A 26,492-nucleotide genomic window follows, 5' to 3' on the forward strand; every position below is an offset into this window, starting at 1 on the left:
GTCCAAATCAACGCGGTTGCCCTGCATCTTCACCCCCCTTCCGGCCTGCCGGCCACAGAGGGGGGTGAAAACAGCCTAAAGCGCCTCAATCAGGATACCTCCATCCGCATTGATAGAAAGTACCCGGCTTGCGAAGCGAGGGAACTCCTCTTTATCCAAACATAGCCCAGGTGGCACCGCATGGCCCATTTCACGCGCCACGATCAGCCCGAGCAGCAGGATGGCATCCGGCTCATTCAGGATGATTGCGGCGGGCGCGAGACCGGCATAAACCAGCTCGAGAAGCACGGCGGCGGCCGATGAGGAGCCGATCGTGCCCGGCAGGCAGAGGATGCGCCCGCTGATCGAAACACCGTGCTGGGGGTGGCGGACATCGGCGATCAAGCCCGTCTGCGGATTGACCCCGCCCCAGAAGCTGATCGGCGCCGTCAGCACCAGCGCCTCGGCGCGCACCGCGCTGCCGGGCACCAGAACATCCGCCTGAAGCACCGTCTTCGTCGCTGTCATGCCGCTTCTTTCACAAAGACCGGACGGCCGGCGACAGCGCTTTCCACGCATTCGGCGAGCGAGCCGTAGAGGACGCCGTATCCAGTATTGCCAGGCGCGTAATGAGCGAATTTGCCCGAATTGGTCATCAGCACCGCGCCATCCTTCTCCGGCAGGATCGGCGTGACCACGACGCAGGTATCGGCGACGATAATGACGCCACAATCCTCGAGCCTCCGCCGCCGGCCTGCTTCATCGAGAAGGTTCAGCGCATGGCGGCCGGTGCAGGCATAAAGCGGAACACGCAGGCGGCGGCCGGCGATCAGCGCTTCCAGCCGGTCGAACTCGGCGATCGAAAGATGCGGGCTGCCGATGGCGACGGCATCGATGGCGGAGACATCCGCGACCGTCGAAAGCCTGCGCCGTGTTTCCGCGAGCATTTCAGGGGTGACGCGGATGATCTCTTCCGGCTCCTGATGATGGAGCGCAGTGGCCAAATCCGGCGCTTCCGGCGTCACGCCCGCCACATGGAAGAGACCAACCGCGCCTGATGAGGCCGAGGCCGCACCGAAGGCCTTCAGCGCATCCTCGTCCGGATGGACCGCCGCGCCGGCGACCACACCCACGGCATCGCCGAGCAAGCGGCCATAAAGATTACCGAGGATCGGCCACGCCACCTCGGAGGCGAGAAAGGCAGGATCGATGGCGGAGATATCGAAAACGATGCGCGCCCGTCGATTTTCTGCCCGATGCAGGCCATAATAGGGCGCTTTTCCCGCAATTGCGCAGGCAATATCGAGGAAATCACCGTACCGGTTGGTACGCCCACCCAAAACCGAATTGCAGAACACCACCGCATTGGATTCACCCCAAGCGACATCGCTGCCCAAAGCCGGGCGGTGACCCGCCTGGTAGGGTGCGCAGGTCCAGCTCGGCTCACAGCCGAGCCTGCGGTAGGCATCCATCATGCGCCGCGCCATGGCGCGCTCATGGTCGCCCAGGCGGTTCTTTGAACAGCCGGTCAGGTCGATGGAGCCGACATTGAGCGTGGAGCGCACCGTCACCCGCGCGCCGCCCTCCACCAATCTTTCGGCAAAGAGCGTGCCACTGTCGCCATGATAAAGCGCGCCATCGATGTGGGCCGAGGCTATCGGGAGAAGCCGCGGCGCGCCCATCAGCCGGGCGGTCTCGGCGACGATGCGCATAGCCATCGCAGCCCCCTCGCCCGTGCCGCCGGAGGCGATTGCACGCTCTTCTTCGGTCAGCGTCAACGCCATGGACGATTATCCTTCAAGGCTTCGTCCGTGCACTGTAGCGGATCGTCTCGAAACGCGCGGCAAGCGCATCATAGAGCAGGAGCCGGCCAACAAGCGGCTTGCCGATGCCGGCGATGAGCTTGATCACCTCCATCGCCTGCAGGGTGCCGAGGACGCCGGGCAGCACGCCGAGTACACCGGCCTCCGCGCAGGAGGGCACCAGGCCGGGCGGCGGTGGGCTGGGAAAGAGGTCGCGATAGGAGGGATTCGGCTTGCCATTCTCATCCGTCGCGAAGGGCTTCAGCACCGTCACCGATCCATCAAAGCGCCCGATCGCCGCCGTGACCAATGGCCGCTCGGCGCTCGCCGCCGCATCGGCCACCGCATAGCGCGTATCGAAATTGTCGGAACCGTCGGCGACGACATCATAGCCGGCGATCAGCGCCTCGGCATTGGCTGCATCGAGCCGCAGGAGATGGGTCTCGACCTTCACATGCGGATTGATGCGGGCAAGGCCGCGCGCAGCGCTTTGCGTCTTCGCTTCCCCGACGCTTTCGGTATCGTGGATCACCTGCCGCTGCAAATTCGAAAGGGAAACCTGGTCGTCGTCGACGATACCGAGCGTGCCGACGCCCGCCGCCGCAAGATATTGCAATACTGGCGCGCCCAGGCCGCCAGCGCCGACCACCAGCACACGGGCACGCTTCAGCTTCTGCTGCCCCGGCCCGCCGATCTCCGGCAGCACGATATGGCGTGCATAGCGCTCCAGTTCGGGGCCGGACAGAATGGTTTCGTCATGATGGCTCATGGCCGGACAATAGAACCGGCCCAGATACTTGTCAGCCGGATTCTTGCGGACAGCTACTCAGCGCTCAGCGTCCCGCCGGAAACGGTGAAGAACTGCGCGCGGTTGCCAAGGGCATCGAACAGCGCGCGGTCGGTGCCGGTCATGAAGGACTGGCCGCCGAGATCATCGATGATGCCAAAAAGGGCGGCCCGACGGCCCTCATCGAGATGAGCGGCGATCTCATCGAGAAGCAGGATCGGCGCCATGCCCGACAATTCGCCGGTGAGCCTCGCATGGGCAAGGATCAACCCAATCAGCAGTGCCTTCTGCTCGCCTGTCGAGCAAAGCGCGGCCGGCATCGCCTTCGGCCGGTGATGGACGACGAGGTCGGTTCTATGCGGCCCATCCAGCGTGCGCCCGGCGGCGCGGTCGCGTGACCGCCCGTCACGCAAGGAGCGGCGGAAATCCTCCTCCAGATCGATCGCGGCTTCGATCGCGATGCGGCTCTCCAGCGCGCCTTCCAGGAAACATTCGGATTTCGGAAACGGTCCTTCCTGCGGCAGCCGCTCGATCATGGCGGTGATGAGCCGCATCATCTCGGCGCGGGCGGCGGCGATGGCCGTGCCGAGTTCCGCCATCTGCGCCTCGATCGCATCGAGCCAGCGAGCGTCATTGCGTTCCTCGGCCAGAAGCCGGTTGCGGCTGCGCATCGCCTTCTCGTAATCGAGCACGCGCTTGCCGTGCGAGGTGTCGATTGCAAGCACCATGCGGTCGAGAAAGCGTCGCCTGTCGCCTGCTGTTCCGGTGAAGAGCCCATCCATGGCCGGCACCAGCCAGACAATGCGGGAATAATCGAGAAGCGCATCGCTCGACGTCGCCGGCACGCCGTTGATGCGGACCTTGCGGGCGGTATCGCCGACGGCATTGCCGGCAAGCCCGGTGCCGATCTCGACCTCACCATAGGCAGCACTTTCCAGCGTCGCATGGATGGCGAAACCATCCGGCGCGCCATTCTCAGTCACATCAGGATAGGTGGCGCGGCGCAGGCCACGACCGGGCGAGAAAAAGGAGACGGCTTCAAGAAGATTGGTCTTGCCCGACCCGTTCTCTCCGGTCAGGACGACATGTGCCGGCGAAAGCGTGAGTGAAAGGCTGGGATAATTGCGGAAATGCGCCAACCGCAGGCGCCGGACCGCAACCCGATCCGGGCGCCTTCCCTCGCTCTGGATGTTGTCAGTCACTTTACTGCCAGCGGGGGGGTGTTTTGCACGTCATTAAAAGCAAACGGCTCTAAACGCGCATCGGCATCAGCACGTAAAGCGCGTTCTCGTCGCCGGTATCACGCACCAAGGTCGGCGATCCGGCATCGGCCAGCATGAAGATGGCATCGCTGCCGGAGAGCTGGCTGGTGATATCGAGGAGATATTTCGAATTGAAGCCAATCTCGATAGGATCGGCATCATATTCGGCCGGCAGTTCGTCGGTAGCGCTGCCGGAATCCGGATTGTTGACGGTGAGCGTCAGCTGGCCGTCGGCGATGGCGAGCTTCACCGCCCGTCCGCGCTCGCTCGAAATGGTGGAGACACGATCGACGGCCGAGGCGAAGCTCTGTCGGTCGATGGTGAGCTTCTTGTCGTTGCCCGAGGGGATGACGCGCTGGTAATCCGGGAACGTGCCGTCGATCAGCTTCGAGGTCAGGACGACTGAACCGATCGTGAAGCGGATCTTGGCGTCAGAGAGCTCTACCGTGACCGCAACGTCGGGATCATCGACCAACTTCTGCAACTCGGCGACTGTCTTGCGCGGGATGATGATCCCCGGCATGCCCTCTGAGCCGGCGGGCGCATCGAGCTCGGCACGCGCCAGGCGATGGCCGTCGGTGGCCACGGCGCGCAGCTTCAGCGCGCCATCGCTCTCGATGGCATGCAGATAGATGCCGTTGAGATAATAGCGGGTCTCTTCGGTGGAAATGGCGAATTGCGTGCGGTCGATCAGCCGCTTCAGCGCGGTCGACTCCAGCCGGAAAGTATGGGTGAAGGAGCCGGCGGTCAGCTCGGGGAAATCCGACTGCGGCAGGCACTGCAGCCGGAAATTCGAGCGACCGGAGAGGACGGCGAGCGAATTGCCGTCCGGATTGGTGGCAAGCTGCACCTCGGCACCGTCAGGCAGCTTGCGCACGATGTCATAGAGCAGATGGGCGGGCACGGTGGTGGCACCGGCCTGCTCGACCATCCCCGCCGTCGCCTCGGTAATCTCCAGATCGAGATCGGTCGCTTTCAGCTGGAGGCTCGCGCCATCGGCCTGTAGCAGCACGTTCGACAGAATGGGTATGGTGTTGCGTCGCTCGACGACGCGATGAACGTGATTGAGCGACTTCAAGAGATTGGAACGTTCGAGAGTGACACGCATGATAACCGGACTCGCTGGCTTCTGACCGGGCAGAGCGGACAGCATCTGCCCGCCTGGCCGGAACGGGGCGGGAGCCCGCCCCAAGGGGGTGTAAAGTGGCAGATATCGAGGCTCAAAAGCAAGTCCGTGAGAGGCCGCAAGCCCCGCACGAACCGGCTTTCTGTTGATAACGCTGCTTTAATCAGCCTTGGAAGAAGGATCAGGCTGCCTGATCGTTGATGAGCCGCTTCAGGAGTTCAAGCTCCTGCGCCAGCTTCTGATCGGCGCCGACCAGATCCTCGATCTTGCGCACGGCGTGCAGGACCGTCGTATGATCGCGCCCGCCGAAGCGGCGACCGATTTCCGGCAGCGAACGGGGGGTCAGCATCTTGGCGAGATACATCGCCACCTGCCGCGGCTTCACGATGGTGCGCGTGCGGCGGTTGGACAGGAGATCCTGCTTGGAGACATTGTAATGGCGCGCCACGATGCGCTGGATTTCCTCGATGCGGATACGCTTCGGCTCGCCGGCACGGGTGAGGTGGCCGAGCAGTTCATCGACGCGATCGATGGAAAGGTGGGGTTCGAAGGACTGGCGGAAAAGCAGCTGGTTGAAAGCGCCTTCCAGCTCGCGGCCCGATCCGGTGACGGTCTGCGCCACATGGGCGAGGATTTCATCGGGAATGTCGAGGCTATGATCTTCGGCCTGCGCGGCGATGAGGCGACGCTTGAGGATTTCAAGACGCATCTCATAGTCCGGCGCGGCGATTTCCAGCGCGACGCCGCCCTGGAGCCGCGAGCGCACGCGCACATCAAGCGATTCCAGCTCGGAGGGTGCGCGGTCGGCGGCGACGACAACCTGCTTGGCGCTGTCGAGCAGCGTATTCAGGAGATGGCAGAATTCATGCTGGATCGACTTGCCCTGCAGGAACTGCATGTCGTCGATGATGAGCAGGTCGATATCGCGCAGCTGCTCCTTGAAGGAGAGCGCATTGTTGTCGCGGATGGCGGTGGCGAAACGCCACATGAAATATTCGGCGGTCAGATAGACGACCCGCGCCTTTTCATGGCGCTTCAGCGCGGCAGCGGCGATCGCCTGCAGGAGATGGGTCTTTCCGAGGCCGACCGAGGCATGGATGAAGAGCGGGTTGAAGCGTATCGCGCTGGAGCCTGCCTCGGCGATAGTGCGGGCAGCGGCGAGGACGACACGGTTGGAAGCGCCGTCGACGAAGCTCTCGAACGTATAGCGCGGATCGAGCGGCGAACCGAATACGGCGCCCTGGCTTGCGGCTTCCGCGATGGCCTGCGGGATGCGCTTTTCGCTGCTGGTCTGGCCGACGGGGAAAGCGATCTTCTCGCGAACAGGCACCCGCGTTTCGGTGGTCTCGCCCGACGCCGCCACAAGCGGCACCCGTGCAGCACGGCTGACGCTGCGCACGACAACCTCGACCTTCAGGATCTGATCGTTTTCTTCCTGCCAGAGCTGCGTCAGGAGATCGGCATAATGATTGTTGATCCACGAACGCAGGAACGCCGTGGGGACGGAGAGGCGGACGACGCTCTTGGATATCTCGTCAAGCTTCAGGCGACCGAACCAGCTGGAATAGATTTCGCTGCCGACACGCGCTTTCAGTTTGCTTGTCAGCCGTTCAAATGCCGCCTCGCCGGTACTGACGCTCGGATCCATTGCATTCCTCTCGCAAGCTGAAGTCGGTATTGCCGGAATGGCGGTGTTGTACGCCTCGTTGCGCATCTCTTTGTTCGCCTTGCTGCTCAATATCATTCTCGCCTCGCCTGTCATTCTAAATCCGGCGCGCCGTTTCAGCGCTTTCTCATTTCCTGGTCCCTCGGACCCCGCATCATCCAGCCGACCGGCTGGCCCAACGACTCAGTCTCCTTTCACTCCATGCTGATTGCCTGTACGCCGCCGCTCAACAACCACTCAATTTTCATTTGCCGCGCAAAAGTTCGTTCCGGTAAACAACCGGTAAATGAATGAAAACGCACTACAGCGCACCCCGCCTCGAACAGCCATATTTCGACAACAGAATCCTGTTCGCAGACATCGCCTACGTTCGAACTGGACGGCTGTTTTTGCTTGACACTGGACCCACGGGGCCCATCCCTCTTGATGAGAGGACATTACAAAACCCTAGGTGTCGAGGGCAAGTGCGAAGGTAACCGTTTTTTAAGTGTTTGCTGCGGTCAGGAGGCTCCTCAATTTGGCGGATAAAAATGGCAAATGAGATAAGGTCTTCGGATTCAATGCGTTTTTCGGTGGCCTGTTTTGTCCTTCCGGCAATTGCCGCAGGCTTGAAAAAAAATTTAAAAAACTGCTTGACATTCTGCGGCTTCGCGGATTCCCGGCCAGCCTGTGGATATCTGTTGATAAAGATACGCAACTCATTGATAATATTAAAAAAATTACGCCAACGTCTTTTCAGGATACAAACGCTTTTTTACACAATTATTACCCGTATGTGGATGCGGACGATCGCCCCATCAAGCCGGGATTTTGCCAACCCATTGCGCCGAAAACAAAAAACCCGGCTAATGATAAGCCGGGTTCCTATAAAATTGCGCCAAAAAAATGGTCAGGCGGTCAGAGTCTTGAGCCGCTTGGCAAGACGGGAGATCTTGCGGGAAGCCGTGTTCTTGTGAACAACGCCCTTGCTCGCAGCACGCATCATCTCCGGCTCGGCCACCTTGAATGCAGCCTGCGCGGCTGCCTTGTCACCGCTGGCAACCGCATCCTCGAACTTGCGCAGGAAGGTGCGGACGCGCGAGCGGCGCGCCTTGTTGACTTGCGTGCGGGCGTCGATCTTGCGCACCGCTTTCTTGGCCGAAGGAGTGTTGGCCATGAATGCCTCTCTTTTTCTGTCAGCTAGCCGGCCGATAGCGCCGGGCACAAAACTATTAGGGCAGCCACGAAGGGCCGCCAAACCGTGGCGGGCTTATAGATCAGCTTTCCCTTCGCGTCAATGCATTCCCGCAGGATTCTCGCGGCCATGGCGCACCGATCGCAGCATGATGGTTTTCATTACCATTCATTTGGGTTCCCCCGAGGTCGCTTGAGGATTTTTCATCGGTTTTTGAAGTACGGCGTCCGCTTGCCGGTGAAGGCCGCCATGCCCTCCTTCTGGTCCTCGAGCGCGAACATGGAATGGAAGAGCCGCCGCTCGAAGCGCAGGCCCTCGGCAAGTGTCGTCTCATAGGCGCGGTTGACCGTCTCCTTGGTCATCATGACGACGGGCTGCGAGAAGGACGCGATCTTTTCGGCGGCCTGGATCGCCTCCTCAAGGAGATCCTGGCCCGGCACCACACGCGCCACCAGCCCGCAGCGTTCCGCCTCCTCGGCATCCATCATCCGCCCGGTCAGGCAGAGGTCCATCGCCTTGGCCTTGCCGACAAAGCGGGCGAGACGCTGCGTGCCGCCCATGCCCGGCATCACGCCCAGCGTGATTTCCGGCTGACCGAACTTGGCGGTCTTCGCCGCAATGATGAAATCGCACATCATCGCCAGCTCGCAACCGCCACCGAGCGCGTAACCGGCCACGGCCGCAATGATCGGCTTGCGGATGCGCGTCACCTTTTCCCAATCACCGAGGAAATCCTTCGTATAGGCATCGACGAATTCCAGCGACTGCATCTCCTTGATGTCGGCGCCGGCGGCGAAAGCCTTTTCCGAACCGGTGATGACCATCGCGCCGATCCGCCCATCGGCGTCGAAGGCGGCAAGCGCGGCGTTCAGCTCGCCGAGGAGGGCTGAATTGAGCGCATTGAGCGCCTGCGGGCGGTTGAGCTTTATCAGGCCGACGGGGCCGCGTGTTTCGACGATGATATTCTCATAGGCCATGGCAGGTCCTCCTGGAAAGCGTGGTACCGGTGATGATTACGTCTGGCAGCGGGAGCAGAAGAAGGTCGAACGTCCGCTTTGCACGATGCGCTCCACCGTGCCACTACAGCCGGGCCGCGGGCAAGGTGCGCCTTCGCGGTCATAGACGGAAAAGCTGTGCTGGAAGTAGCCGAGCGTGCCGTCGGTCTGAATGTGGTCGCGCAGGCTCGATCCGCCCGCGGCGATCGCATCGGCGATGACATCGCGCACGGCGAAGGCGAGAGCCTCGGCCCTGGCGGCTTTGCGGCCTGTCGGCGTGGCGATGGTAGCCGCCTTGCGCAAGGGGGAGAGGCCGGCGCGCCACAGCGCCTCGCAGACATAGATATTGCCGAGGCCGGCGATGAGCCGCTGGTCGAGGAGAGCCGCCTTCAGTGGCGCCTGCCGGCCGGCGAAGAGGCCCGCCAGCAATGAGCCGCTCAACGCGTTGCCCGTCGGCTCGATGCCCAGCCCCTTCAGCATCGGGTGGCTGTCGAGCATTCCCGGCTCGGCCAGGGCCATGAAGCCGAAGCGCCGGGGGTCATTATAGATAATGCGTGCCGCGCCGCCGCCCTCGCGCTCGATATTCATGACGAGATGATCGTGCCGCGTGTTCTTCGAGCGGTCGTGGTGGAACGCTCCAGGCGTTTCAGCCCCGTCATCCAGTTCGATGCGGTAGGAGCCGGACATGCCGAGATGGCTGATGATGCAGAGACCGCCCTCGAGGTGGATCGTCAGATATTTGGCGCGCCGCCCCAGCGCCTCGATGCGCCGACCCGTGAGCCGCTCCACAAAATGCTCGGGAAAGGGAAAACGCAGATCGGCGCGGTTCTGCTCGACGGAAACGAGCCGCGCGCCCTCCATGACCGGCTGCAGGCCGCGCCGGACGGTCTCCACCTCCGGCAATTCAGGCATTCTGCACCGCGTCGTTCAGGAAATTCGTACCATGCCTGCCCCGGGGCAGGCCGAGATGGGCGGCGACGGTCTCGCCTATGTCGGCAAAGGTCGGCCGGATGCCGATCGTGCCCGCCCCCGCGCCATGGACCAGAACGGGCACGCGCTCGCGCGTGTGGTCTGTGCCCCTCCAGGTCGGATCGCAACCGTGATCGGCCGTCAGGACAAGGAGATCGCCCGCTTTCATCAGGGCAAACGCCTCGGGCAGCCGGTGGTCAAAGGCTTCGAGCGCGGCGGCATATCCCGGCACGTCGCGGCGATGACCGTAGAGCATGTCGAAATCGACGAAATTGGTAAACACCAGATCGCCGTCGCGCGCATCCTTCATCGCCTGAAGCGTGGCATCGAACAGCGCCATATTGCCATTGGCCTTGCGCACATCAGGCACGCCGCGATGGGCGAAGATATCGCCGATCTTGCCGACGCCAATGACATTACGCCCGGCCTCGGTCAGCCGGTCGAGGACGGTCGGTTCCGGTGGCGGCACGGAATAGTCGCGGCGGTTGCCGGTGCGCTGGAAGGTCGATGCCGTTTCGCCGGTGAAAGGCCGAGCGATGACCCGGCCGATATTGAGCGGATCGACAAGCTTCCGCGCGACCACGCAAAGCGCATAAAGGCGCTCCAGACCGAAATGCGTCTCATGGGCGGCGATCTGCAGGACGGAATCCGTCGATGTGTAGAAAATCGGCTTGCCGGTGCGGATATGCTCCTCGCCAAAGCGCTCGATGATCTCGGTGCCCGAGGCGTGGCAATTACCGAGCGTGCCCGGGATTTCTGCATGGCGAGCAATCTTTTCAAGGAGATCGGCCGGGAAGGCCGGGATTTCATGCGGGAAATAGCCCCAGTCGAAAGACACGGGAACACCGGCGATCTCCCAGTGGCCGGACGGCGTATCCTTGCCGCGCGAAATCTCCTCTGCCGCGCCCCACATGCCCCGCGGCTGCACATTGCCGTCAAGCCCTTCAGGAACCCTGCCCGTCGCCAGCTCCGCGGCCCTGGCAAGGCCGAGCGCGGTCAGATTCGGCAGCGCGAGCGGCCCCTTGCGCAAGCCTTCCCGGTCACCCGCGCCTGCAGCGCAGGCGGCAGCGATATGACCGAGCGTGTCAGCGCCCGCATCACCGAATTGTCCGGCATCCGGCGCGCCGCCGATGCCGAAGGAATCAAGTACGAAAAGGAAGACCCGTGCCATGCAGTTTTCTTTCAATGCCTGGCATAGAGATAGGAGAAGACCGGTCCGAAGACAAACGGCGAACCAATTCTTATCGGGATGACCGATATGGTTAATGCCGCCGGGTGAATTTTAACTCTTTCTTAAGATTTGAACCGGCAAGATCAAGTTCAGGGCGAACAAAGCATTGCCATCAAAGGGCAACCAACCAAGTGGGCAACCATCGGGGATTTGGACAATGCTTTCTGTGCTTTCGGCTCGTGCTCTTTCCAGAACGATATTTCTCGGCGCTATCGCCATCCTGGGGTTCAGCAGCCCCGCCGAGGCCGACTGGCGCAAGGAAATGGGGCGCTTCCGCATCGGCGTGGCGGCGCCGCGCGTGGCCGAGCTCAATCCCGCGGAGATCAGCAAGCTGAAATCGGCCTATGCGACGGCGCTGGGCGTGCCCGTAGACCTGGTGGTCCTGCCTGACATACCTGCCCTGATCGACGCGCAGGCGACCGAGCGCATCGACTACGCGATGGAGACCTCGGCCGCCTATGCCGCCGCCTATCTGGCCTGCGAATGCGTGGAGCCTCTGGTCGCCCCTGTCGGCACCGACGGCTCCCTCGGCATCCGCTCGATCCTGCTTGTGCGCCCGGGCGTCGATGCAAAGGACCTGAAGAACGCGGAGATCGCCCTGCCGTCCGATACGGCCAAGGCGGCGTCACTCGTTCCGGTCTCGACCTATATGCTGTCGGGCAAGGAAGCCGATGCTGCCCATGACAAATTCATCAATGCCGGGTCGCTCGAAAAGGCCGAAAAACTGTTCGCATCAGGCAAGATCGACGGCTTTTTCGGCTGGGTGCCGGCAAACGGAGCCGAAAAGCAGCCCCAGGGCGGAACGCTGGCGCGGCTTTCCGAGCAGGGGCTCGGTCAGGACAGCTATCGCATCGCCTGGGAATCCTCGCTTCTGCGCTACGGACCGCATGCCGTACGGGCCAATCTCGCGCCCGACGCGAAGCTGATCCTGCGCCGTTTTCTGGTTTCACTCTCCACCAGCGATCCCGAAACCTACGATCTTATCGACCGGGTGCATGGCGGCGGTTTCGTTGCCGTCGGGACCCATGACTACCGCCTGCCGCTCAAGATGCTCTCGGCCATAACCGGCCAGACGAAAGAACTTTGAAAGCCTGCCGCTCAGCAACTCTGGCAGGCGATGGTTATCGAATTGATCGGCGCGAAGTAATAGGTTTCCGCGAGCGGGAGGCCGCCATCCATCGATACGATGTTGCGCATGCCCCATGTGGTGACAGGCACGTAGGTCAGCGCGACATCGACCTTTATGAGAAACGTATCGTTGGTGCGGAACCCCGAGGGGATATCGATCGTGCTGTTCTTCGGGTCCGGCGACAGCTTGCCGCTGGCATATGACCAGGCGACGGTGGCCGGCGGATTGGCCGAAGGTGTCGAAGCGACCTGAATGGCCGTTATCCTGATACCCGGTTTGGCGCGATCATAGGGGAAAAGCGTGGCTTCCCCGATCTTCACGATATCGTCCAGTTGCGTCCTTGATACGCTCGATTGCTGGGCAGCGACGATATTGGCGATGATCCCGGCGGTCCGGCTGACATTCTTGTCGGTTTCGATGCCTTCGGTCAGGTCGATCGCCCCGAGATAGGCAAGGACAATCAGCGGCACGACCAGAACGAACTCCACCGCTGCGGCGGCAGATCTGTCGTCTTTGAACCGGCTAACAATATCCGCAAGCCTTCTCCGGCAGTTCTGAAATCTCGGCATATCCGTTCCCCCAATCCCCATCCGCTGGACGCTGTTATCGATCATCCGGAAAAGGTTCGTTCTGCCAGGTATTGGTGGCGAACAGCGGAAATCTACCGTCGCCGCCGGCGCTTTGCATTTGCCGGCGCATGATGTCGGTCAGCAGAGGCCAACGATAGAGCACGTTAATCTGGTTGATCGACGTCGCGCCGCCTGGATCGACCGTATCGCCGAGACGCAGATGGCCCGTGGCATCGACGATGCCGCTCTTCGGCACACTTTCGTAGTTCGGATAGGTCTTGAGATTGGCGGAGAGTTCGGGGCAGCCCGCCGGCACGAAAATCTCCAGCCGCGCGCAGATCAAATCATGCAGCTTCCTGCCCTCCACATCCGTCGCCCTCAACTCGCCGGTGCGCAGCTGCCGTGCGATCCTGTCGGTCGTGTCCGAAAGGAGCTGCTGCCCCATGAAGCTGATGCAGACCTCGATGACCGAGAAAATGAGGATCATGAAGGGAAAGATCAGCACGGCGAATTCGACCGCCGTCGTGCCGCTGCGGTCGCGCCTGAAGCCACGCAACAAGGCGGCCATGCGCGCTGAAATCCTCAACCGTGTCGATTGCTCGTTGGCGGCCTCATTCCCCGCCGCAAATCCCGCGCCCCGCATATCCCACTGCCCCTACCCTTTATTATGGCCGGGATCATAGGCACGGATATCTTGCTTTCCCGTATGAGCGAGACGTCAAATTCGAACGGAAATATTCACGCTCCGTCAACCATGACGAGGGCGCGGAAACTGATCGCGATCTTCGATTGTCAATTGACGGCGCCACTGCCCTGATAGGCTTTCTCGCAGAATGGCGTGCAGGAGAGCATCTGCACGTCGGCACGGCGATAGACCCGCGTGGTCTTGGTATCATCGCGGCCGACGACGATCTGATCATCGACGATGGCGCTGCCGTCTGCATCGATAATAACGATATTGGTGACGCCGAAGCCCTTGCCGGTCAGCACCACGGTCCTGGCGTCCTGCACCACGGCATCGGCGATCTCCGGATTGCCGACGACGACCGTATCCGCCGGGCGCGCCAAACGCAGGACACGCGCCTGATTGGTGACCAGCTTGATGCCCTCATCGGCGGACGCGCCTGCCGTTCCGGCCAACGAAGCCATAAGAAAGGCCGAGGCCCCGACTATCGCGCCTCGCAAATCGTATCGCCCCTTATATGACACGCGGTTTCTCCTGCCCCCGGTGGTTCCTGCCCGAAAATGAAGGAGATTGGTGAAGGAACGATTAAGCCGGTTCTCCCGTGGATCGACCCTTCTCATCGAGCTCGTCCAATAATGGCGACGCACGAAATCCGGGAACATTCAGAAGCCCTAAAATTCGGGGGAAAAACAACAACCTTACGTTACTTCAAAACATCAGGAAAATATTTGCCTTGGATTAACCAATTCCATGCAAGGGGCGGATTTACCTTTTCCTAAGGCTGTTTTTTAAGCCGATTGCAATTCCGTGCTTCTAGGTTCCGGCCATCCGATCAACGAGATCAAAAACAGTTGACGGGGTGCTGTAACAACAAAGATTTCAGGAGCCAAAAACATGAAGAACCTTTTCGTTCGTTTCGCCAAGGATGAATCCGGCGCGACCGCCATCGAATACGGCCTGATCGCCGCCCTCATCTCCGTCGCCGTGATCGGCGGTGCTACCGTTCTCGGCAACAACATTGACGCGAAGTTCGGTAAGATCGCTACGACCATCGGCGGCGGCACAGACGACGACATCAACAAGGGCACGACGCCGAATTAATATTCCGCCATGTCGAACATAATTGCCGCCTTTCATGTAGGCGGCAATTATCATTTCTGTTTCAGGATGCGCCTCGATGACAGTTTTTAAAGCTCTTCTTCATGATCGAGCTGGTTCGGCTGCGGTTGAATACGGTCTGATAGGCGCACTCGTCTCGATTGCTATTCTTGCAGGAATCCTGCAGCTCGCCGCGAGCCTTAGTTTGGATTCCATCGCGACACTTGTTTCCGACGCGATGAAATAGCAGCGCCATGCGCGCATTTTTGGTTTTGGGGGAGCCATGATCGAAGCGGCCATTCTCATTGTGTTTCCTTTCGCGATGGCATTCGCTGCGGTCTCCGACCTCCTGTCGATGACCATCCAGAATCGGGTATCGCTGATCCTGGTCGGCGCTTTCGCCGTTCTCGCGCCGCTGACCGGCATGGCATGGGATGTCTATTCCCTGCATTTCGCCGCCGGCCTTGCCATATTGGCAGTGACCTTCGGCCTCTTCGCCATCCGCGCCATGGGCGGGGGAGACGCCAAGCTGATGGCGGCGACCGCCGTCTGGTTCGGCTGGGATATCCAGCTGGTCGCCTATCTTGCCACGGCCTCCGTGCTGGGCGGCATGCTGACGCTGGCCATCCTGGCCTATCGCAGATCGCCCATCGCCGTCGTCGCGGGGCGCTTCGAGTTCATGCGCCGCCTGGCGCAGCACGATATCGGCATTCCCTACGGCATCGCGTTGGGTGCGGCCGGCCTTCTCACCTTCCCGCAATCCGCGCCCGGCGCCTGGGTTCTCGACCGGCTTTCATCCATCTGAACTCAACCATTAAATTTTTCTGCCCGGCGATAAGATTGCGTTAACCATAATTACACGATTCCCGCTGCATGTTCGGCTCGCGTATTGGGGCGCAGTTGTGCAGGGTGGGAAAAATGAGATCAGCACGCCTGGTCGTTCTGGCCGTCGCGGTCGTTGCCGCCGCAGGGGCAGGCTATATCGCGATGAGCATGTCGGCAGCGCCGCCACCCGTCGTCGAGACCGCCGCGCCCGCACCACAGATCGAATTGCGGGATGTTCTCGTCGCCACCGAAAATCTCGGTGTCGGCACGGAAGTGCGCGACCAGATGCGCTGGCAGTCCTGGCCGGCCGAGGCGATCAGCGACGGCTATATCACGCGCAGCGCCGAACCGCAGGCTATGGATGAGCTCAAGGGATCGACCGTCCGGCTGCAGTTCATGGCGGGCGAGCCCATCCGCAAGGCCAAGCTGATCGGCCCCGGACAGAGCTTCATGTCGGCGATGCTGCCGCCCGGCATGCGCGCCGTGGCGACGCAGATCTCCGCCGATACGTCCGCCGGCGGCTTCATCCTTCCCAATGATTTCGTCGACGTGATCATGACGCGCAGGCAGGAGGGCGACGGCGGCGGGCGACGCTTCCTGACCGAAACGATCCTGGAGAACATTCGCGTCCTGGCCATCGACCAGGCCATCCAGGAAGACGAAAAGGGCAACAAGGTCATCGTCGGCCAGACCGCGACGCTGGAAGTGACGCCGCAGCAGGCGGAGATCATTACGGTTGCGCAGCAGATGGCGGATCGTCTGAGCCTCGCGCTGCGCTCGACACTTGACGCGCAGGAGCCCGCGGAAAAGGAAGCCGACTATCTGGTTTCAGCACCCGGGCGGCGCGGAACGGTGAAACTCATCAAATCGGGAACCGTGATTGAAGTGGGGGCGAAATGAATAGGAAAAGCAACCCGCTTTTGGAGCATCTCACATTAAAGCGGAAACGCTTGCGGGACAGCGCCCCCCTCTGCCCTGCCGGGCATCTCCCCCGCAAGGAGGGAGATTACGCTGTCAGTTCCGCTTCCGCCAATCGCTGTTGTAAGGCTAGTGCCGTCATCGATGCCAGGCAATCTCCCCCCTTGCGGGGGAGATGTCCGGTAGGACAGAGGGTGGCGTATCGCGGTTTCGTTAAAGCAGGAATCGCCGTTCCTCTCTCCATCGCCCTTCTCGCGCTAACCGCGACCGTCACCCCGCCAGCCCATGCCGAAAGCAACGTCGTGCGGCTGACGGGCCAGAACGGCGGCGCCAAGCGGGTCAAGCTGGGATTGAACAAATCGATCGTCATCGACCTGCCGCAGGATGCCTATGATATCCTCGTCGCCAATCCGGAGGTCGCGGATGCCGTGACGCGTACGTCACGGCGCATCTATCTCTTCGGAAAGCAGGTCGGCCAGACCAATATCTTCGTCTTCGGGCCAAACGGCGAGCAGATCGCCAGCCTCGACCTGGAGATCGAGCGCGATGTGGCCGGTCTCAACCATTATCTGAAGAAATATATTCCGGGTTCCGACATTACCGTCGAGCTCATCAACGACAACGTCGTGCTGACGGGGACCGTACAGACGCCGCAGGATTCGGCCAGGGCGGCGAAACTGGCCGGGCTTTTCGTCTCGGGCGGTGAAGCGACCACCGGGCAATACACGACCACCGCCTCGGCGCCGACCGACGGCGGCGGCGTCGATATCAACAATCCGGACCAGCAGCGTCGCTCGAGCAAGATCGTCAATCTCATCAAGATCACCGGCGAGGACCAGGTGACGCTGAAGGTGACGGTGGCGGAGGTCAATCGCTCCGTCATGAAGCAGCTCGGCGTCAACATGATCGGCTCGGGCAGCGCCGACGGCATCAGCTATGGCGGCATCTCGGAGAATGTCGCGGGCTTTGTCGGCAAGGCGATCACCAACTCCGGCGCCGCGATCTCCGGCGAGTTCGGCAGCGGAACCCTTACGGCCTACCTCAACGCCATGGAACTGGCGGGCGTGATGAAGACGCTCGCCGAACCGACGCTGACCGCCATTTCCGGCGAGAAGGCGACGTTCAAGGTGGGCGGCGAATACAACATCATCAGCGGCCAGGAAGTCGAGGTTAACAGGGTCACCGGCAAGGAAACCCCTGTCATCACGCATGAAAAGATCGAATACGGCATCGGCCTCGAATTCATGCCGGTGGTGCTCTCGCCGGGGCGCATCAGCCTGAAGGTGCGCACCGCCGTCTCGGAACCGGTCCTGGAATCCTCGATCGCCATGAGCGGCGGCGTGTCGAGCCCGGCAGGCAACATCCTGTCGCTGCGCAGACGCGTGGCCGACACCACCGTGGAGCTGCCCTCCGGCGGCTCGATGATGATCGCCGGCCTCATCCGCGACGAAACCCGGCAGGCGATCTCCGGCTATCCCGGACTGTCGAAGATCCCGGTTCTCGGCACGCTTTTCCGCAGCCGCGATTTCGTGCGCAATGAGACGGAGCTGGTCATCCTGATCACGCCCTATCTGGTGCGTCCCGTGGCGCGCAACGCGCTCGCGCGGCCCGACGACAATCTGGCGCCGGCCAGCGACGCCGCCGGCTACATTCTCGGCCGGGTCAACCGCGTGTACGGCACGGCCCAGGCGCAACTGCCAGCCGGACGCTATCACGGCGTCGTCGGCTATATCTACAAATAAAGGGGAACGCGGTGATGCTCAGACAATCCTTCCGCAGCAAGCCCGCCCTGGCGCTTTTGGCGGCCCTTGCCATTTCCGGCTGCGCCAGCAACCGGAACATGACAACCGGCGCGCTCCCGGATGATTACCGCACCAATCACCCGATCACCATCGCCGAGCGCGAGCAGGTGGTGGATATTCCCGTCAGCCATGGCGACCGGCGTCTCACCCCCAGCCAGCGCAGCATCGTGCAGAACGCGCTCGTCAACTATCGGGCAAACGGCTCCGGCATGGTCTATATCATGCTGCCGTCAGGCGCGCCCAACGAGGCGGCGGCCTACAGGCTGAGCACCGAGATCGCGGATGTGCTGCGCAAGGGTGGCGTGCGGCAAGGCAATATCGCGACGGAAACCTATGCGGCGCAGTCGCCCGAAGCCGCGCCGATCCGCATCAGCTATTATGCGATGACCGCCGCGACGGGACCCTGCGGCCGGTGGCCCGACGATCTGCTCAATACCGCCGAGAACAAGCATTATGCGAATTTCGGCTGCGCCAACCAGAACAATCTGGCGGCCCAGATCGCCAATCCGGCCGACCTGCTCGGTCCGCGCGCGCCTGGTGAGATCGACGCGACACGGCGCGGCAATGTGATCGGCGATTACCAGGACAATTCACAAAGCCTCAGCGGAGTCTGGCAAGAGTCGCGCAGCCGGCAAGCCGAATACTGATCGAAGCGGAAGCGAGCAATGAACAGCCTGGCCTACGAACATGATGAAAGCACCGATCCGGTCCTGCGGCAGGAAAGCATGGGCGCCCTGCAGTCGCTGCGGCCGATCCCGCGCATTTCCATCCAGGCATTCTGCGAGACAGACGGCGTCGCCAAGCCGATCGAACGGGCGGGCGAGGACCGCCGCATGGCCAAGACCCATCTGAAGGTCCATATGGGCGGCATCGAGGCAGCGACCGAATTCTACCAGACCGCGCCGACGCCCAACCTGATGATCATCGAATCCTCGGCCGCGCCGCGCGCGTTGCTCGATCGTCTGGCACGGCTTTCGCAGGTGTGCGATCCCGGCTCGAAGGTGATGGTGATCGGCCATTCCAACGATGTCTGGCTTTATCGCGAACTGATCCGCCGCGGCATTTCGGAATATATCGTCGCGCCGGTCTCGCTGGCCGATATCATCGCCATCGTCTCATCGATCTTCGTTGCGCCAGAAGCCGAACCGATCGGCCGCTCGCTCGCCTTTATCGGCGCCAAGGGCGGCGTCGGCTCCTCGACCATCGCCCACAACATCGCCTGGACGATCTCGACCCAGTTCGAGAACGATGTGGTGATCGCCGATATGGATCTGCCCTACGGCACCGCCAACATCAATTTCGACCAGGACCCGGCGCAGGGCATAGCCGATGCCGTGTTCTCGCCGGAGCGGATCGATGAGGTCTATCTCGACCGCCTGCTGGCGCAATGCGCGGATCATCTTTCGCTGCTCGCCGCCCCCTCCATGCTCGACCGCACCTTCGACTTCAACGAGGACGCCTTCGCCAATCTGATCGATGTCGCCCAGCGCTCCGCGCCGCATGTCGTCCTGGACGTGCCGCATGGCTGGAACAGCTGGACCCGCACGACGCTTGCACGCGCCGACGAGGTGGTGATCGTGGCCGCGCCCGAGCTCGCAAACCTGCGCAATGCCAAGAACCTGATCGACACGCTTAAAGCATTGCGGCCCAACGATGCGCCGCCGCGCCTCATCCTCAACCAGATCGGCGTGCCAAAACGTCCGGAGATATCGCCCGGCGATTTCGTCGAGCCCCTGGGCGTGGAGCCAATCGCGCTTATCGGCTTCGAGCCACAACTCTTCGGCAATGCCGCCAATAATGGCCGCATGCTGAGCGAAACAGAGCCCTCGCATGCGATCGTGCAGGCCATTACCGAGATCGCCCATATCCTGACGGGCCGCGGCGAGGTGAAGAGCAGGAAGAAGAGCGGACTGACGAGCCTCCTCGACAGGCTGCGCAGGAAATGACCCACGGAGCGGCGGAATAGACCATGTTCGGCAAGAGAGGCAGTGACGGGGGCAGGCGTGTGGAGGCGAATTTTCGCCCGCTCGGTACGCCTGCGCCAGTGCCGGCCGCACCCCCGAAGCCAACGCCGGCACATGCAGCCATCATCGAGCCGGGCAGCCCGACCGCGGTGTCTTCCGTCCGCCCGGCCGCGCCGATGCGCGAGAAGAGCGACGGCTATTACACGACAAAAAGCCAAGTGTTTGCGGCGCTGATCGACACGATCGATCTCTCGCAGCTTTCCAAGATGGAAGCCGATGCGGCGCGCGAGGAAATCCGCGACATCGTCAACGATATCATCGCCATCAAGAATTTCGCGATGTCCATCTCCGAGCAGGAGGAACTGCTCGACGACATCTGCAATGACGTGCTTGGCTACGGCCCGCTGGAGCCGCTGCTTGCGCGCGACGACATCGCCGACATCATGGTCAACGGCGCGCGCAAGACTTACATCGAAGTGGATGGCAAGGTGCAGGAAACCGGCATCCGCTTCCGCGACAACCAGCAGCTTTTGAACATCTGCCAGCGCATCGTCAGCCAAGTGGGCCGGCGCGTCGATGAATCGAGCCCGATCTGCGACGCTCGCCTGCCTGATGGATCGCGCGTCAATGTCATCGCTCCGCCGCTCGCCATCGACGGCGCGGTGCTGACCATCCGCAAGTTCAAGAAGGACAAGCTGACGCTCGACCAATTGGTGCGTTTCGGCGCGATCTCGCCGCACGGCGCGGAGATCCTGCAGATCATCGGCCGCGTGCGCTGCAACGTGATCATCTCCGGCGGCACCGGCTCGGGCAAGACGACGCTTTTGAACTGCCTGACGCGCTATATCGATCAGGACGAGCGCATCATCACCTGCGAGGATTCGGCCGAGTTGCAATTGCAGCAGCCGCATGTTGTGCGGCTGGAAACCCGGCCGCCCAATCTGGAGGGCGAGGGCGAGGTCACCATGCGCGATCTCGTCAAGAACTGCCTGCGCATGCGGCCCGAGCGCATCATCGTCGGCGAAGTACGCGGGCCGGAGGTGTTCGACCTCCTGCAGGCCATGAACACCGGCCATGACGGCTCTATGGGCACCATCCACTCGAACAGCCCGCGGGAGTGTCTCAACCGTATCGAGGCGATGATCGCCATGGGCGGCTTCACTCTGCCGCCGAAGACGGTGCGCGAGATCATCGTCGGCTCGGTCGATATCATCATCCAGGCGGCGCGCCTGCGCGACGGCTCACGACGCATCACGCACATCACCGAGGTTGTGGGCATGGAAGGCGACGTCATCATCACGCAGGACCTGCTCACCTACGACATCAAGGGCGAGGATGCCCAAGGCAGGATCATCGGCGAGCATGTCTCCACCGGTATCGGCAGGCCTGCCTTCTGGGAGCGCGCCCGCTATTATAACGAGGAGCAGCGCCTCGCCGCCGCCCTCGATGCGATGGAAAGGGCCAAGCCGTGACGGGCGGGAGGCGCTGACGGTGTTCGGATCCCTGGGCTCCACACTCGCCTTCGCGCTGCTTGCGGCAATCGCTGCGGCCGCGCTCGTCTATGTGCTGCTCTTCGACAGGATCGCCGAAGGCAAAACCCGGGATCGCCGGCTCAACACCGTCAAGCAATCGGCGACCAGCATTTCCAGCAAGAAAGCCGATCACGACCGCGCCGCGGAGATACAGAAACGGCGCAAATCGCTTCAGGACAATCTGAAAGACCTCGAAACCCGGCAAAAACTGCGCGAAAAAAATCAGAAATCGCCGCCTTTTCGCATGTTCCTGGCCCAGGCCGGGCTGAATATCACGGTCCGGCAGTTCTACATCTATTCGATGGCGGCGGCCGTGGCGATCACCCTGACCGCCATTCTTCTCGGCGTACCGATGCTGCTTGCGCCGGGTGTCTTCCTTGCAGGCAGCTTCGGACTGCCGCGATGGTTCGTCGGCCATTTGCGCAACCGCCGCATCAAGGCCTTTCTCAACGAGTTCCCCAATGCACTCGACGTGATCATCCGCTCGGTGCGCTCCGGCCTGCCGCTCAATGACGGCCTGCGGTTGATCGCCAGCGAGGCACGCGAGCCAGTGCGCGGCGAATTCCGCCGCATCGTCGAGGCGCAGCAGATGGGTCTCACCATTCCCGAGGCAGTGGCGAAGATGCCCGATTCCATGCCCTGCCCCGAAGCCAACTTCTTCGCCATCGTCATCCAGATCCAGGCGCAGGCCGGCGGCAATCTCTCGGAAGCGCTGGGCAATCTCTCGCGCGTGCTGCGCGACCGCAAGAAGATGAAGGCGAAGGTGAATGCGCTATCGATGGAGGCCAAGGCTTCCGCCGCCATTATCGGCGCCCTGCCGTTCATCGTCACATTGCTGATCTATCTCTCGAGCCCGCAATATATCCTGCTTCTCTTCACCAGCCAGACGGGCCATCTGCTTCTCGGCATTTCCGCCGTACTGATGACCATCGGCATGCTGATCATGAAGAAGATGATCAATTTCAACATGTAGGCGCTGCCATGGCTTCCCTCATCGCGCAAAAGCTGACCGATCCGCAGTTCCTGATCGCCATGTTCGTCGGGGTCGCGGTCTTCGCGACGCTTATCACCCTGCTGATGCCGCTCTTCAGCGCCAACGGGCTCAAATCCCGCATGAAGACTGTCGCGCTGGAACGTGATGCCATCCGCATCCGTGAGCGGGCGCGCCTCGCCGCCGAGGGCGACAAGCGGCGCGGCCTGCGCCACACGCAGAAGCCGGGCATCCGCGATTTCGTGGAAAAGCTCGACTTGAAGCGGGCGCTGGCCGACGAAAAGACGGTCGCGGCCCTGCGCAATGCCGGCTTTCGCGGGCAAAACCCGTTGAACGTCTTCCTGTTCATGCGCTTCGTCCTGCCCTTCGCCGGCCTGACGCTGACGGCGTTCTACATCTTCGGGCTCGGCGTGCTGGCCGAACAGCCGCTGTTCGTCCGCATCATGGTCTGCATCTTCGGCGGTTATGCCGGGTTCTATGCGCCCAATCTCTACGTCTCCAACCGGGCTGCCAAGCGCAAGCAGTCGATCCAGCTCGCATGGCCCGATGCCCTCGACCTGATGCTGATCTGTGTGGAATCAGGCATGTCGACGGAGGCCGCCTTCCGCAAGGTGGCCGAGGAGATCGGCGTCCAGTCCGTGGAACTGGCGGAGGAATTCGTGCTGACCAATGCGGAATTGTCATTCCTGCCGGAACGTCGGCAGGCCTATGAAAACCTCGCCAACCGCACGGGCATGGAATCGGTCAAATCGGTGACGCAGGCACTTATCCAGGCCGAACGCTACGGTACGCCGGTCGCTCAGGCGCTCAGGACGCTTTCTCAGGAGAGCCGCGACATGCGGCTGACGGAGGCGGAGAAGAAGGCGGCGGCGCTGCCGCCGAAGCTGACCGTGCCGATGGTGGTGTTCTTCCTGCCGGTGCTCTTCATGGTGATCTTAGGCCCGGCCTTCATCCAGATCAGCTCGCAGGGCGGCTTTTTCGGCCAGTAATCCAGTAATTGTGATGACGGAGGAGGAATGCCCCTCCGTCAGAGCTCCAATCACTCGCCGTTCTCGTCGGTCTTTTTCAGTTCGTCCAGCGTCGGCATCGAGACGATGTTATAGCCGGAATCGACGAAATGGATTTCGCCCGTCACGCCGCTCGAAAGGTCGGAGAGAAGATAGAGGGCGGATTTGCCGATCTCGTCGATGTCGACCGTGCGGCGCAGCGGCGCATTGCGGCGCTGATAGCTGAAGATGGCGCGGGCATCGCCGATACCGGCGCCGGCGAGCGTGCGAACCGGACCGGCGGAAATCGCGTTGACGCGAATGCCTTCAGGCCCGTAATCGGCGGCGAGATAGCGCACCATGGCCTCGAGCGCCGCCTTGGCCACGCCCATGACATTGTAGTTCGGGATGGTGCGCGTCGAGCCGCCATAGGTCAGCGTCAGGATCGAGCCGCCATTCTTCATCAGCTTTTCCGCGCGCTGCGCCACTTCCGTGAAGGAGAAGGCCGAGATCACCATGGTGCGGCTGTAGTTCTCACGCGTGGTCACATCGGCATAGCGGCCCTTCAACTCACTCTTGTCGGAAAAGCCAATGGCATGAACCACGAAATCGAGCGTGCCCCATGTCTTTTCGATTTCATCGAAGACGGCGTCCACGGTCGCGATGTCTTCCACATCGCAGGGCAGGACGAAATCGGAACCTACCTGCTCGGCAAGCGGCTTCACGCGCTTGCCCAGCGCATCGCCCTGATAGGTGAAAGCAAGCTCCGCCCCCTGCGCCGCGAGCTGCTTGGCTATTCCCCAGGCGATCGAATGATTGTTCGCGACGCCCATGATGAGGCCGCGTTTCCCCTTCATCAAACCTTCCATGATATTCCCTCTCCGTCAGCCCTGATAACGCTGGAACACCAGCGTGGCATTGGTTCCCCCAAACCCGAAGGAATTCGAAAGGACTGTGTTCAGACGAGCGTTGTCGATGCGCTTGCGGACGATCGGCATGTCGGCAAAGGCAGGATCCAGTTCTTCGATATGCGCGCTCTCGCAGATGAAGTCGTTCTGCATCATCAGGAGCGAATAAATCGCCTCCTGCACGCCGGTCGCGCCGAGCGAATGGCCGGTCAGCGACTTCGTCGCCGAGATCGGCGGGCAGTCGTCGCCCGGGCCGAAGACACGGCGGATCGCCTCGATCTCCGGCGCGTCACCTGCCGGCGTCGAAGTCGCGTGCGGGTTGATGTAGTCGATCTTTTCCTTGACGGTGGAAAGCGACATTTTCATGCAGCGCTCAGCGCCCTCGCCGGAAGGGGCCACCATGTCGTAGCCATCGGAGGTTGCGCCATAGCCGATGATCTCGCCATAGATCCTGGCGCCGCGCGCCTTGGCCGCCTCGAGCTCTTCCAGCACCACGACGCCGGCGCCACCGGCGATGACGAAACCATCGCGGTTCTTGTCATAGGCGCGAGACGCCGTGGCCGGCGTATCGTTATATTTCGTCGACATCGCGCCCATGGCATCGAACAGCGACGACAGGGTCCAGTCGAGGTCCTCGCAGCCGCCGGCGAACATGCGGTCCTGCTTGCCGTACTGGATCATCTCATACGCATTGCCGATGCAATGGTTGGAGGTCGCGCAAGCCGACGAGATGGAATAGTTGACGCCCTTGATCTTGAAGAAGGTGGCGAGCGTCGCCGATGCGGTGGAGCACATCGCTTTCGGCACGGCAAAGGGGCCGATCCTCTTCGGGCCCTTCTCACGGGTGACGTCCGCGGCCTCGACGATGGCGCGCGTCGAAGGGCCGCCGGAGCCCATGATGATGCCGGTTCGCTCATTGGAGATCTCGCTTTCCTCGAGCCCTGCATCGAGGATCGCCTGATCCATGGCGACGTGGTTCCAGGCCGTTCCCCGCCCATGAAAACGCATGGCGCGTCGATCCACGAGGGCTTCGAGCGCCTCGGCATCGATGTGCGGGGCGCCGTGCACCTGACAACGGAAACCGAGCTCGGCGTAATCCTCCGCCCGAACAATGCCGGATTTGGCCTCACGCAGCGAGGCGAGCACCTCCTGCGTGTTGTTTCCAATCGAGGATACGATCCCCATTCCGGTGACGACCACACGCCGCATCACACTCTCCTTTGCGCCTGTCTTTTCCCGGGGCCTTGGCCCGAACAGGAAAGATGGTGCTTCTCTCACGCGTTTTGAGCATGGCCCCTTCAAAAAATTTCCGCTTCGGGCGTGCCATGCTCATCGATATATCAGCTTGCCGATCCCCGACCGGGCTGCCGCCCGCTCCAGATTGGCCTCAAGCCGCGGCTTCCTTGGAAAGGCCGACCCGCAAATCTGTCGCCCAATAGATCGTCTCGCCATCGGCCTTCAGCCAGCCGTCGGCGGTGCCGAGCACCAGGCGCCCGCGCATCACGCGCTTGAAATCGATACCATATTCGACGAGCTTGGTCTTCGGCGTGACCATTCCCTTGAATTTCACCTCGCCGGTGGAGAGCGCCATGCCCCTGCCCGGTTCGCCGAGCCAGCCGAGGAAGAAACCCGTCAGCTGCCACATGGCATCAAGGCCGAGGCAGCCCGGCATGATCGGATTGCCGATGAAGTGACACGGGAAGAACCACAGGTCGGGCTTTATGTCGAACTCCGCCCGCACATAGCCCTTGCCATGCTCGCCGCCGGTCTCCGAAATATCGGTGATCCGATCGAACATCAACATCGGCGGCGCCGGCAATTGGGCATTGCCAGGGCCGAACATTTCGCCGCGCGCACAGGAAAGGAGTTCCTCATACCCGTAGCTCGATTTCTGCTCTGCCATCATGTCTCCCATCGATATGTCCAGGACGCTGACCGGCGCCCCGAAATCTCACACATCCCTAACACGGAGTGTTTCCAACAGTAAAACCGTGCCAATGGCTTTTTCCCGGCATTTATGGCATAGGGAAACGCCTATTGATCGTCGTCTTGCGACGGCATATATCAATGGAGATGCATCATGGGCAACTGCCT

At 61.8% G+C, this 26,492-nt stretch carries 26 protein-coding genes and 1 pseudogene; 11 read left to right on the forward strand and 16 right to left on the reverse strand.

What is annotated here, in order from left to right; genetic code table 11:
* Nucleotides 1-75: 75 nt before the first annotated feature.
* The 10 genes and pseudogenes from ATN84_RS04585 to ATN84_RS04630 form a co-directional block, all read right to left on the reverse strand.
* On the reverse strand, nucleotides 76-507 hold the full coding sequence (locus tag ATN84_RS04585) for an aconitase X swivel domain-containing protein (protein WP_068880294.1): 432 nt from the start codon (nucleotides 505-507) through the stop codon (nucleotides 76-78).
* Nucleotides 504-1,763 carry an aconitase X gene (locus tag ATN84_RS04590; RefSeq protein ID WP_082766086.1) on the reverse strand — a complete coding sequence of 420 codons (1,260 nt, stop codon included), beginning with the start codon at nucleotides 1,761-1,763 and terminating at the stop codon, nucleotides 504-506. The genes ATN84_RS04585 and ATN84_RS04590 overlap by 4 nt, the downstream gene beginning before the upstream one ends.
* A gap of 13 nt (nucleotides 1,764-1,776) precedes the next feature.
* Nucleotides 1,777-2,550, reverse strand: a complete 774-nt coding sequence (locus tag ATN84_RS04595) for a molybdopterin-synthase adenylyltransferase MoeB (protein ID WP_068880295.1) — start codon at nucleotides 2,548-2,550, stop codon at nucleotides 1,777-1,779.
* A 53-nt stretch (nucleotides 2,551-2,603) separates the two neighbouring features.
* A complete protein-coding gene (gene recF, locus ATN84_RS04600) occupies nucleotides 2,604-3,758 on the reverse strand; it encodes a DNA replication/repair protein RecF (protein ID WP_425287375.1) in 1,155 nt (384 codons plus the stop codon).
* Nucleotides 3,759-3,819: 61 nt separating this feature from the next.
* Nucleotides 3,820-4,938 (reverse strand): DNA polymerase III subunit beta, encoded by a 1,119-nt coding sequence (gene dnaN, locus ATN84_RS04605; protein ID WP_068880297.1) that lies wholly within the window; start codon nucleotides 4,936-4,938, stop codon nucleotides 3,820-3,822.
* A 199-nt stretch (nucleotides 4,939-5,137) separates the two neighbouring features.
* Nucleotides 5,138-6,580, reverse strand: a pseudogene (gene dnaA / locus ATN84_RS04610) (chromosomal replication initiator protein DnaA); the annotation flags it as partial.
* 931 nt (nucleotides 6,581-7,511) lie between these two features.
* Nucleotides 7,512-7,778: a 30S ribosomal protein S20 gene (gene rpsT / locus ATN84_RS04615; protein ID WP_068880299.1), complete on the reverse strand. Its 267-nt coding sequence runs from the start codon at nucleotides 7,776-7,778 to the stop codon at nucleotides 7,512-7,514.
* A 221-nt stretch (nucleotides 7,779-7,999) separates the two neighbouring features.
* Complete coding sequence (locus ATN84_RS04620) at nucleotides 8,000-8,773, reverse strand: enoyl-CoA hydratase (protein ID WP_068880300.1); 774 nt, start codon at nucleotides 8,771-8,773, stop codon at nucleotides 8,000-8,002.
* A 36-nt stretch (nucleotides 8,774-8,809) separates the two neighbouring features.
* Entirely contained in the window at nucleotides 8,810-9,703 is an 894-nt protein-coding gene (gene mutM, locus ATN84_RS04625; RefSeq protein WP_068880301.1) for a bifunctional DNA-formamidopyrimidine glycosylase/DNA-(apurinic or apyrimidinic site) lyase, read from the reverse strand.
* Nucleotides 9,696-10,931 (reverse strand): phosphopentomutase, encoded by a 1,236-nt coding sequence (locus ATN84_RS04630; RefSeq protein WP_068880302.1) that lies wholly within the window; start codon nucleotides 10,929-10,931, stop codon nucleotides 9,696-9,698. Before ATN84_RS04630 ends, mutM begins: the two co-directional genes overlap by 8 nt.
* A 217-nt stretch (nucleotides 10,932-11,148) precedes the next feature.
* Between ATN84_RS04630 and ATN84_RS04635 the strand changes: the two genes are divergently transcribed.
* Nucleotides 11,149-12,078: a phosphate/phosphite/phosphonate ABC transporter substrate-binding protein gene (locus tag ATN84_RS04635; protein WP_068880303.1), complete on the forward strand. Its 930-nt coding sequence runs from the start codon at nucleotides 11,149-11,151 to the stop codon at nucleotides 12,076-12,078.
* 11 nt (nucleotides 12,079-12,089) lie between these two features.
* On the opposite strand, the gene ATN84_RS04640 is transcribed toward ATN84_RS04635, so the two are convergent.
* The 3 genes from ATN84_RS04640 to ATN84_RS04650 form a co-directional block, all read right to left on the reverse strand.
* On the reverse strand, nucleotides 12,090-12,689 hold the full coding sequence (locus tag ATN84_RS04640; RefSeq protein ID WP_153020089.1) for a TadE/TadG family type IV pilus assembly protein: 600 nt from the start codon (nucleotides 12,687-12,689) through the stop codon (nucleotides 12,090-12,092).
* A 34-nt stretch (nucleotides 12,690-12,723) separates the two neighbouring features.
* Complete coding sequence (locus ATN84_RS04645; protein WP_068880305.1) at nucleotides 12,724-13,257, reverse strand: TadE/TadG family type IV pilus assembly protein; 534 nt, start codon at nucleotides 13,255-13,257, stop codon at nucleotides 12,724-12,726.
* Between the two features lie 224 nt (nucleotides 13,258-13,481).
* Nucleotides 13,482-13,838: a pilus assembly protein N-terminal domain-containing protein gene (locus ATN84_RS04650; RefSeq protein WP_068880888.1), complete on the reverse strand. Its 357-nt coding sequence runs from the start codon at nucleotides 13,836-13,838 to the stop codon at nucleotides 13,482-13,484.
* 430 nt (nucleotides 13,839-14,268) lie between these two features.
* On the opposite strand from ATN84_RS04650, the gene ATN84_RS04655 reads away from it, so the two are divergent.
* The 10 genes from ATN84_RS04655 to ATN84_RS04695 all read left to right on the forward strand — a co-directional run bounded on the left by ATN84_RS04655 (nucleotide 14,269) and on the right by ATN84_RS04695 (nucleotide 23,493).
* Nucleotides 14,269-14,475, forward strand: a complete 207-nt coding sequence (locus ATN84_RS04655; protein WP_068880306.1) for a Flp family type IVb pilin — start codon at nucleotides 14,269-14,271, stop codon at nucleotides 14,473-14,475.
* Between the two features lie 76 nt (nucleotides 14,476-14,551).
* A complete protein-coding gene (locus tag ATN84_RS26615) occupies nucleotides 14,552-14,719 on the forward strand; it encodes a Flp family type IVb pilin (protein WP_153020090.1) in 168 nt (55 codons plus the stop codon).
* 36 nt (nucleotides 14,720-14,755) lie between these two features.
* Nucleotides 14,756-15,277: an A24 family peptidase gene (locus tag ATN84_RS04660; RefSeq protein WP_068880307.1), complete on the forward strand. Its 522-nt coding sequence runs from the start codon at nucleotides 14,756-14,758 to the stop codon at nucleotides 15,275-15,277.
* Nucleotides 15,278-15,390: 113 nt separating this feature from the next.
* Nucleotides 15,391-16,197, forward strand: coding sequence for a Flp pilus assembly protein CpaB (gene cpaB / locus ATN84_RS04665; RefSeq protein WP_068880308.1), 807 nt, complete (start codon nucleotides 15,391-15,393; stop codon nucleotides 16,195-16,197).
* A 212-nt stretch (nucleotides 16,198-16,409) separates the two neighbouring features.
* Complete coding sequence (locus tag ATN84_RS04670; RefSeq protein ID WP_425287366.1) at nucleotides 16,410-17,957, forward strand: type II and III secretion system protein family protein; 1,548 nt, start codon at nucleotides 16,410-16,412, stop codon at nucleotides 17,955-17,957.
* Between the two features lie 14 nt (nucleotides 17,958-17,971).
* Complete coding sequence (locus ATN84_RS04675; protein WP_068880309.1) at nucleotides 17,972-18,664, forward strand: CpaD family pilus assembly protein; 693 nt, start codon at nucleotides 17,972-17,974, stop codon at nucleotides 18,662-18,664.
* An 18-nt stretch (nucleotides 18,665-18,682) separates the two neighbouring features.
* Nucleotides 18,683-19,963 carry a CpaE/TadZ family protein gene (locus ATN84_RS04680; protein WP_068880310.1) on the forward strand — a complete coding sequence of 427 codons (1,281 nt, stop codon included), beginning with the start codon at nucleotides 18,683-18,685 and terminating at the stop codon, nucleotides 19,961-19,963.
* Nucleotides 19,964-19,986: 23 nt separating this feature from the next.
* The gene (locus tag ATN84_RS04685) at nucleotides 19,987-21,453 is read left to right on the forward strand and encodes a TadA family conjugal transfer-associated ATPase (protein ID WP_068880311.1); all 1,467 of its coding nucleotides are present in this window, start codon (nucleotides 19,987-19,989) and stop codon (nucleotides 21,451-21,453) included.
* A 19-nt stretch (nucleotides 21,454-21,472) separates the two neighbouring features.
* Nucleotides 21,473-22,486, forward strand: a complete 1,014-nt coding sequence (locus tag ATN84_RS04690) for a type II secretion system F family protein (protein ID WP_068880890.1) — start codon at nucleotides 21,473-21,475, stop codon at nucleotides 22,484-22,486.
* An 8-nt stretch (nucleotides 22,487-22,494) separates the two neighbouring features.
* The gene (locus tag ATN84_RS04695; protein WP_068880312.1) at nucleotides 22,495-23,493 is read left to right on the forward strand and encodes a type II secretion system F family protein; all 999 of its coding nucleotides are present in this window, start codon (nucleotides 22,495-22,497) and stop codon (nucleotides 23,491-23,493) included.
* Between the two features lie 50 nt (nucleotides 23,494-23,543).
* Here ATN84_RS04695 and fabI read toward each other — a convergent pair whose 3' ends face one another.
* The 3 genes from fabI to fabA form a co-directional block, all read right to left on the reverse strand.
* Nucleotides 23,544-24,359 (reverse strand): enoyl-ACP reductase FabI, encoded by an 816-nt coding sequence (gene fabI / locus ATN84_RS04700; RefSeq protein WP_068880313.1) that lies wholly within the window; start codon nucleotides 24,357-24,359, stop codon nucleotides 23,544-23,546.
* Nucleotides 24,360-24,374: 15 nt separating this feature from the next.
* Complete coding sequence (fabB, locus tag ATN84_RS04705; protein ID WP_068880314.1) at nucleotides 24,375-25,607, reverse strand: beta-ketoacyl-ACP synthase I; 1,233 nt, start codon at nucleotides 25,605-25,607, stop codon at nucleotides 24,375-24,377.
* A 178-nt stretch (nucleotides 25,608-25,785) separates the two neighbouring features.
* Nucleotides 25,786-26,301: a 3-hydroxyacyl-[acyl-carrier-protein] dehydratase FabA gene (fabA, locus tag ATN84_RS04710; RefSeq protein WP_068880315.1), complete on the reverse strand. Its 516-nt coding sequence runs from the start codon at nucleotides 26,299-26,301 to the stop codon at nucleotides 25,786-25,788.
* Between the last annotated feature and the right edge of the window lie 191 nt (nucleotides 26,302-26,492).

Source organism: Paramesorhizobium deserti (assembly GCF_001558695.1).
GTDB classification, from domain to species: Bacteria; Pseudomonadota; Alphaproteobacteria; order Rhizobiales; family Rhizobiaceae; genus Paramesorhizobium; species Paramesorhizobium deserti.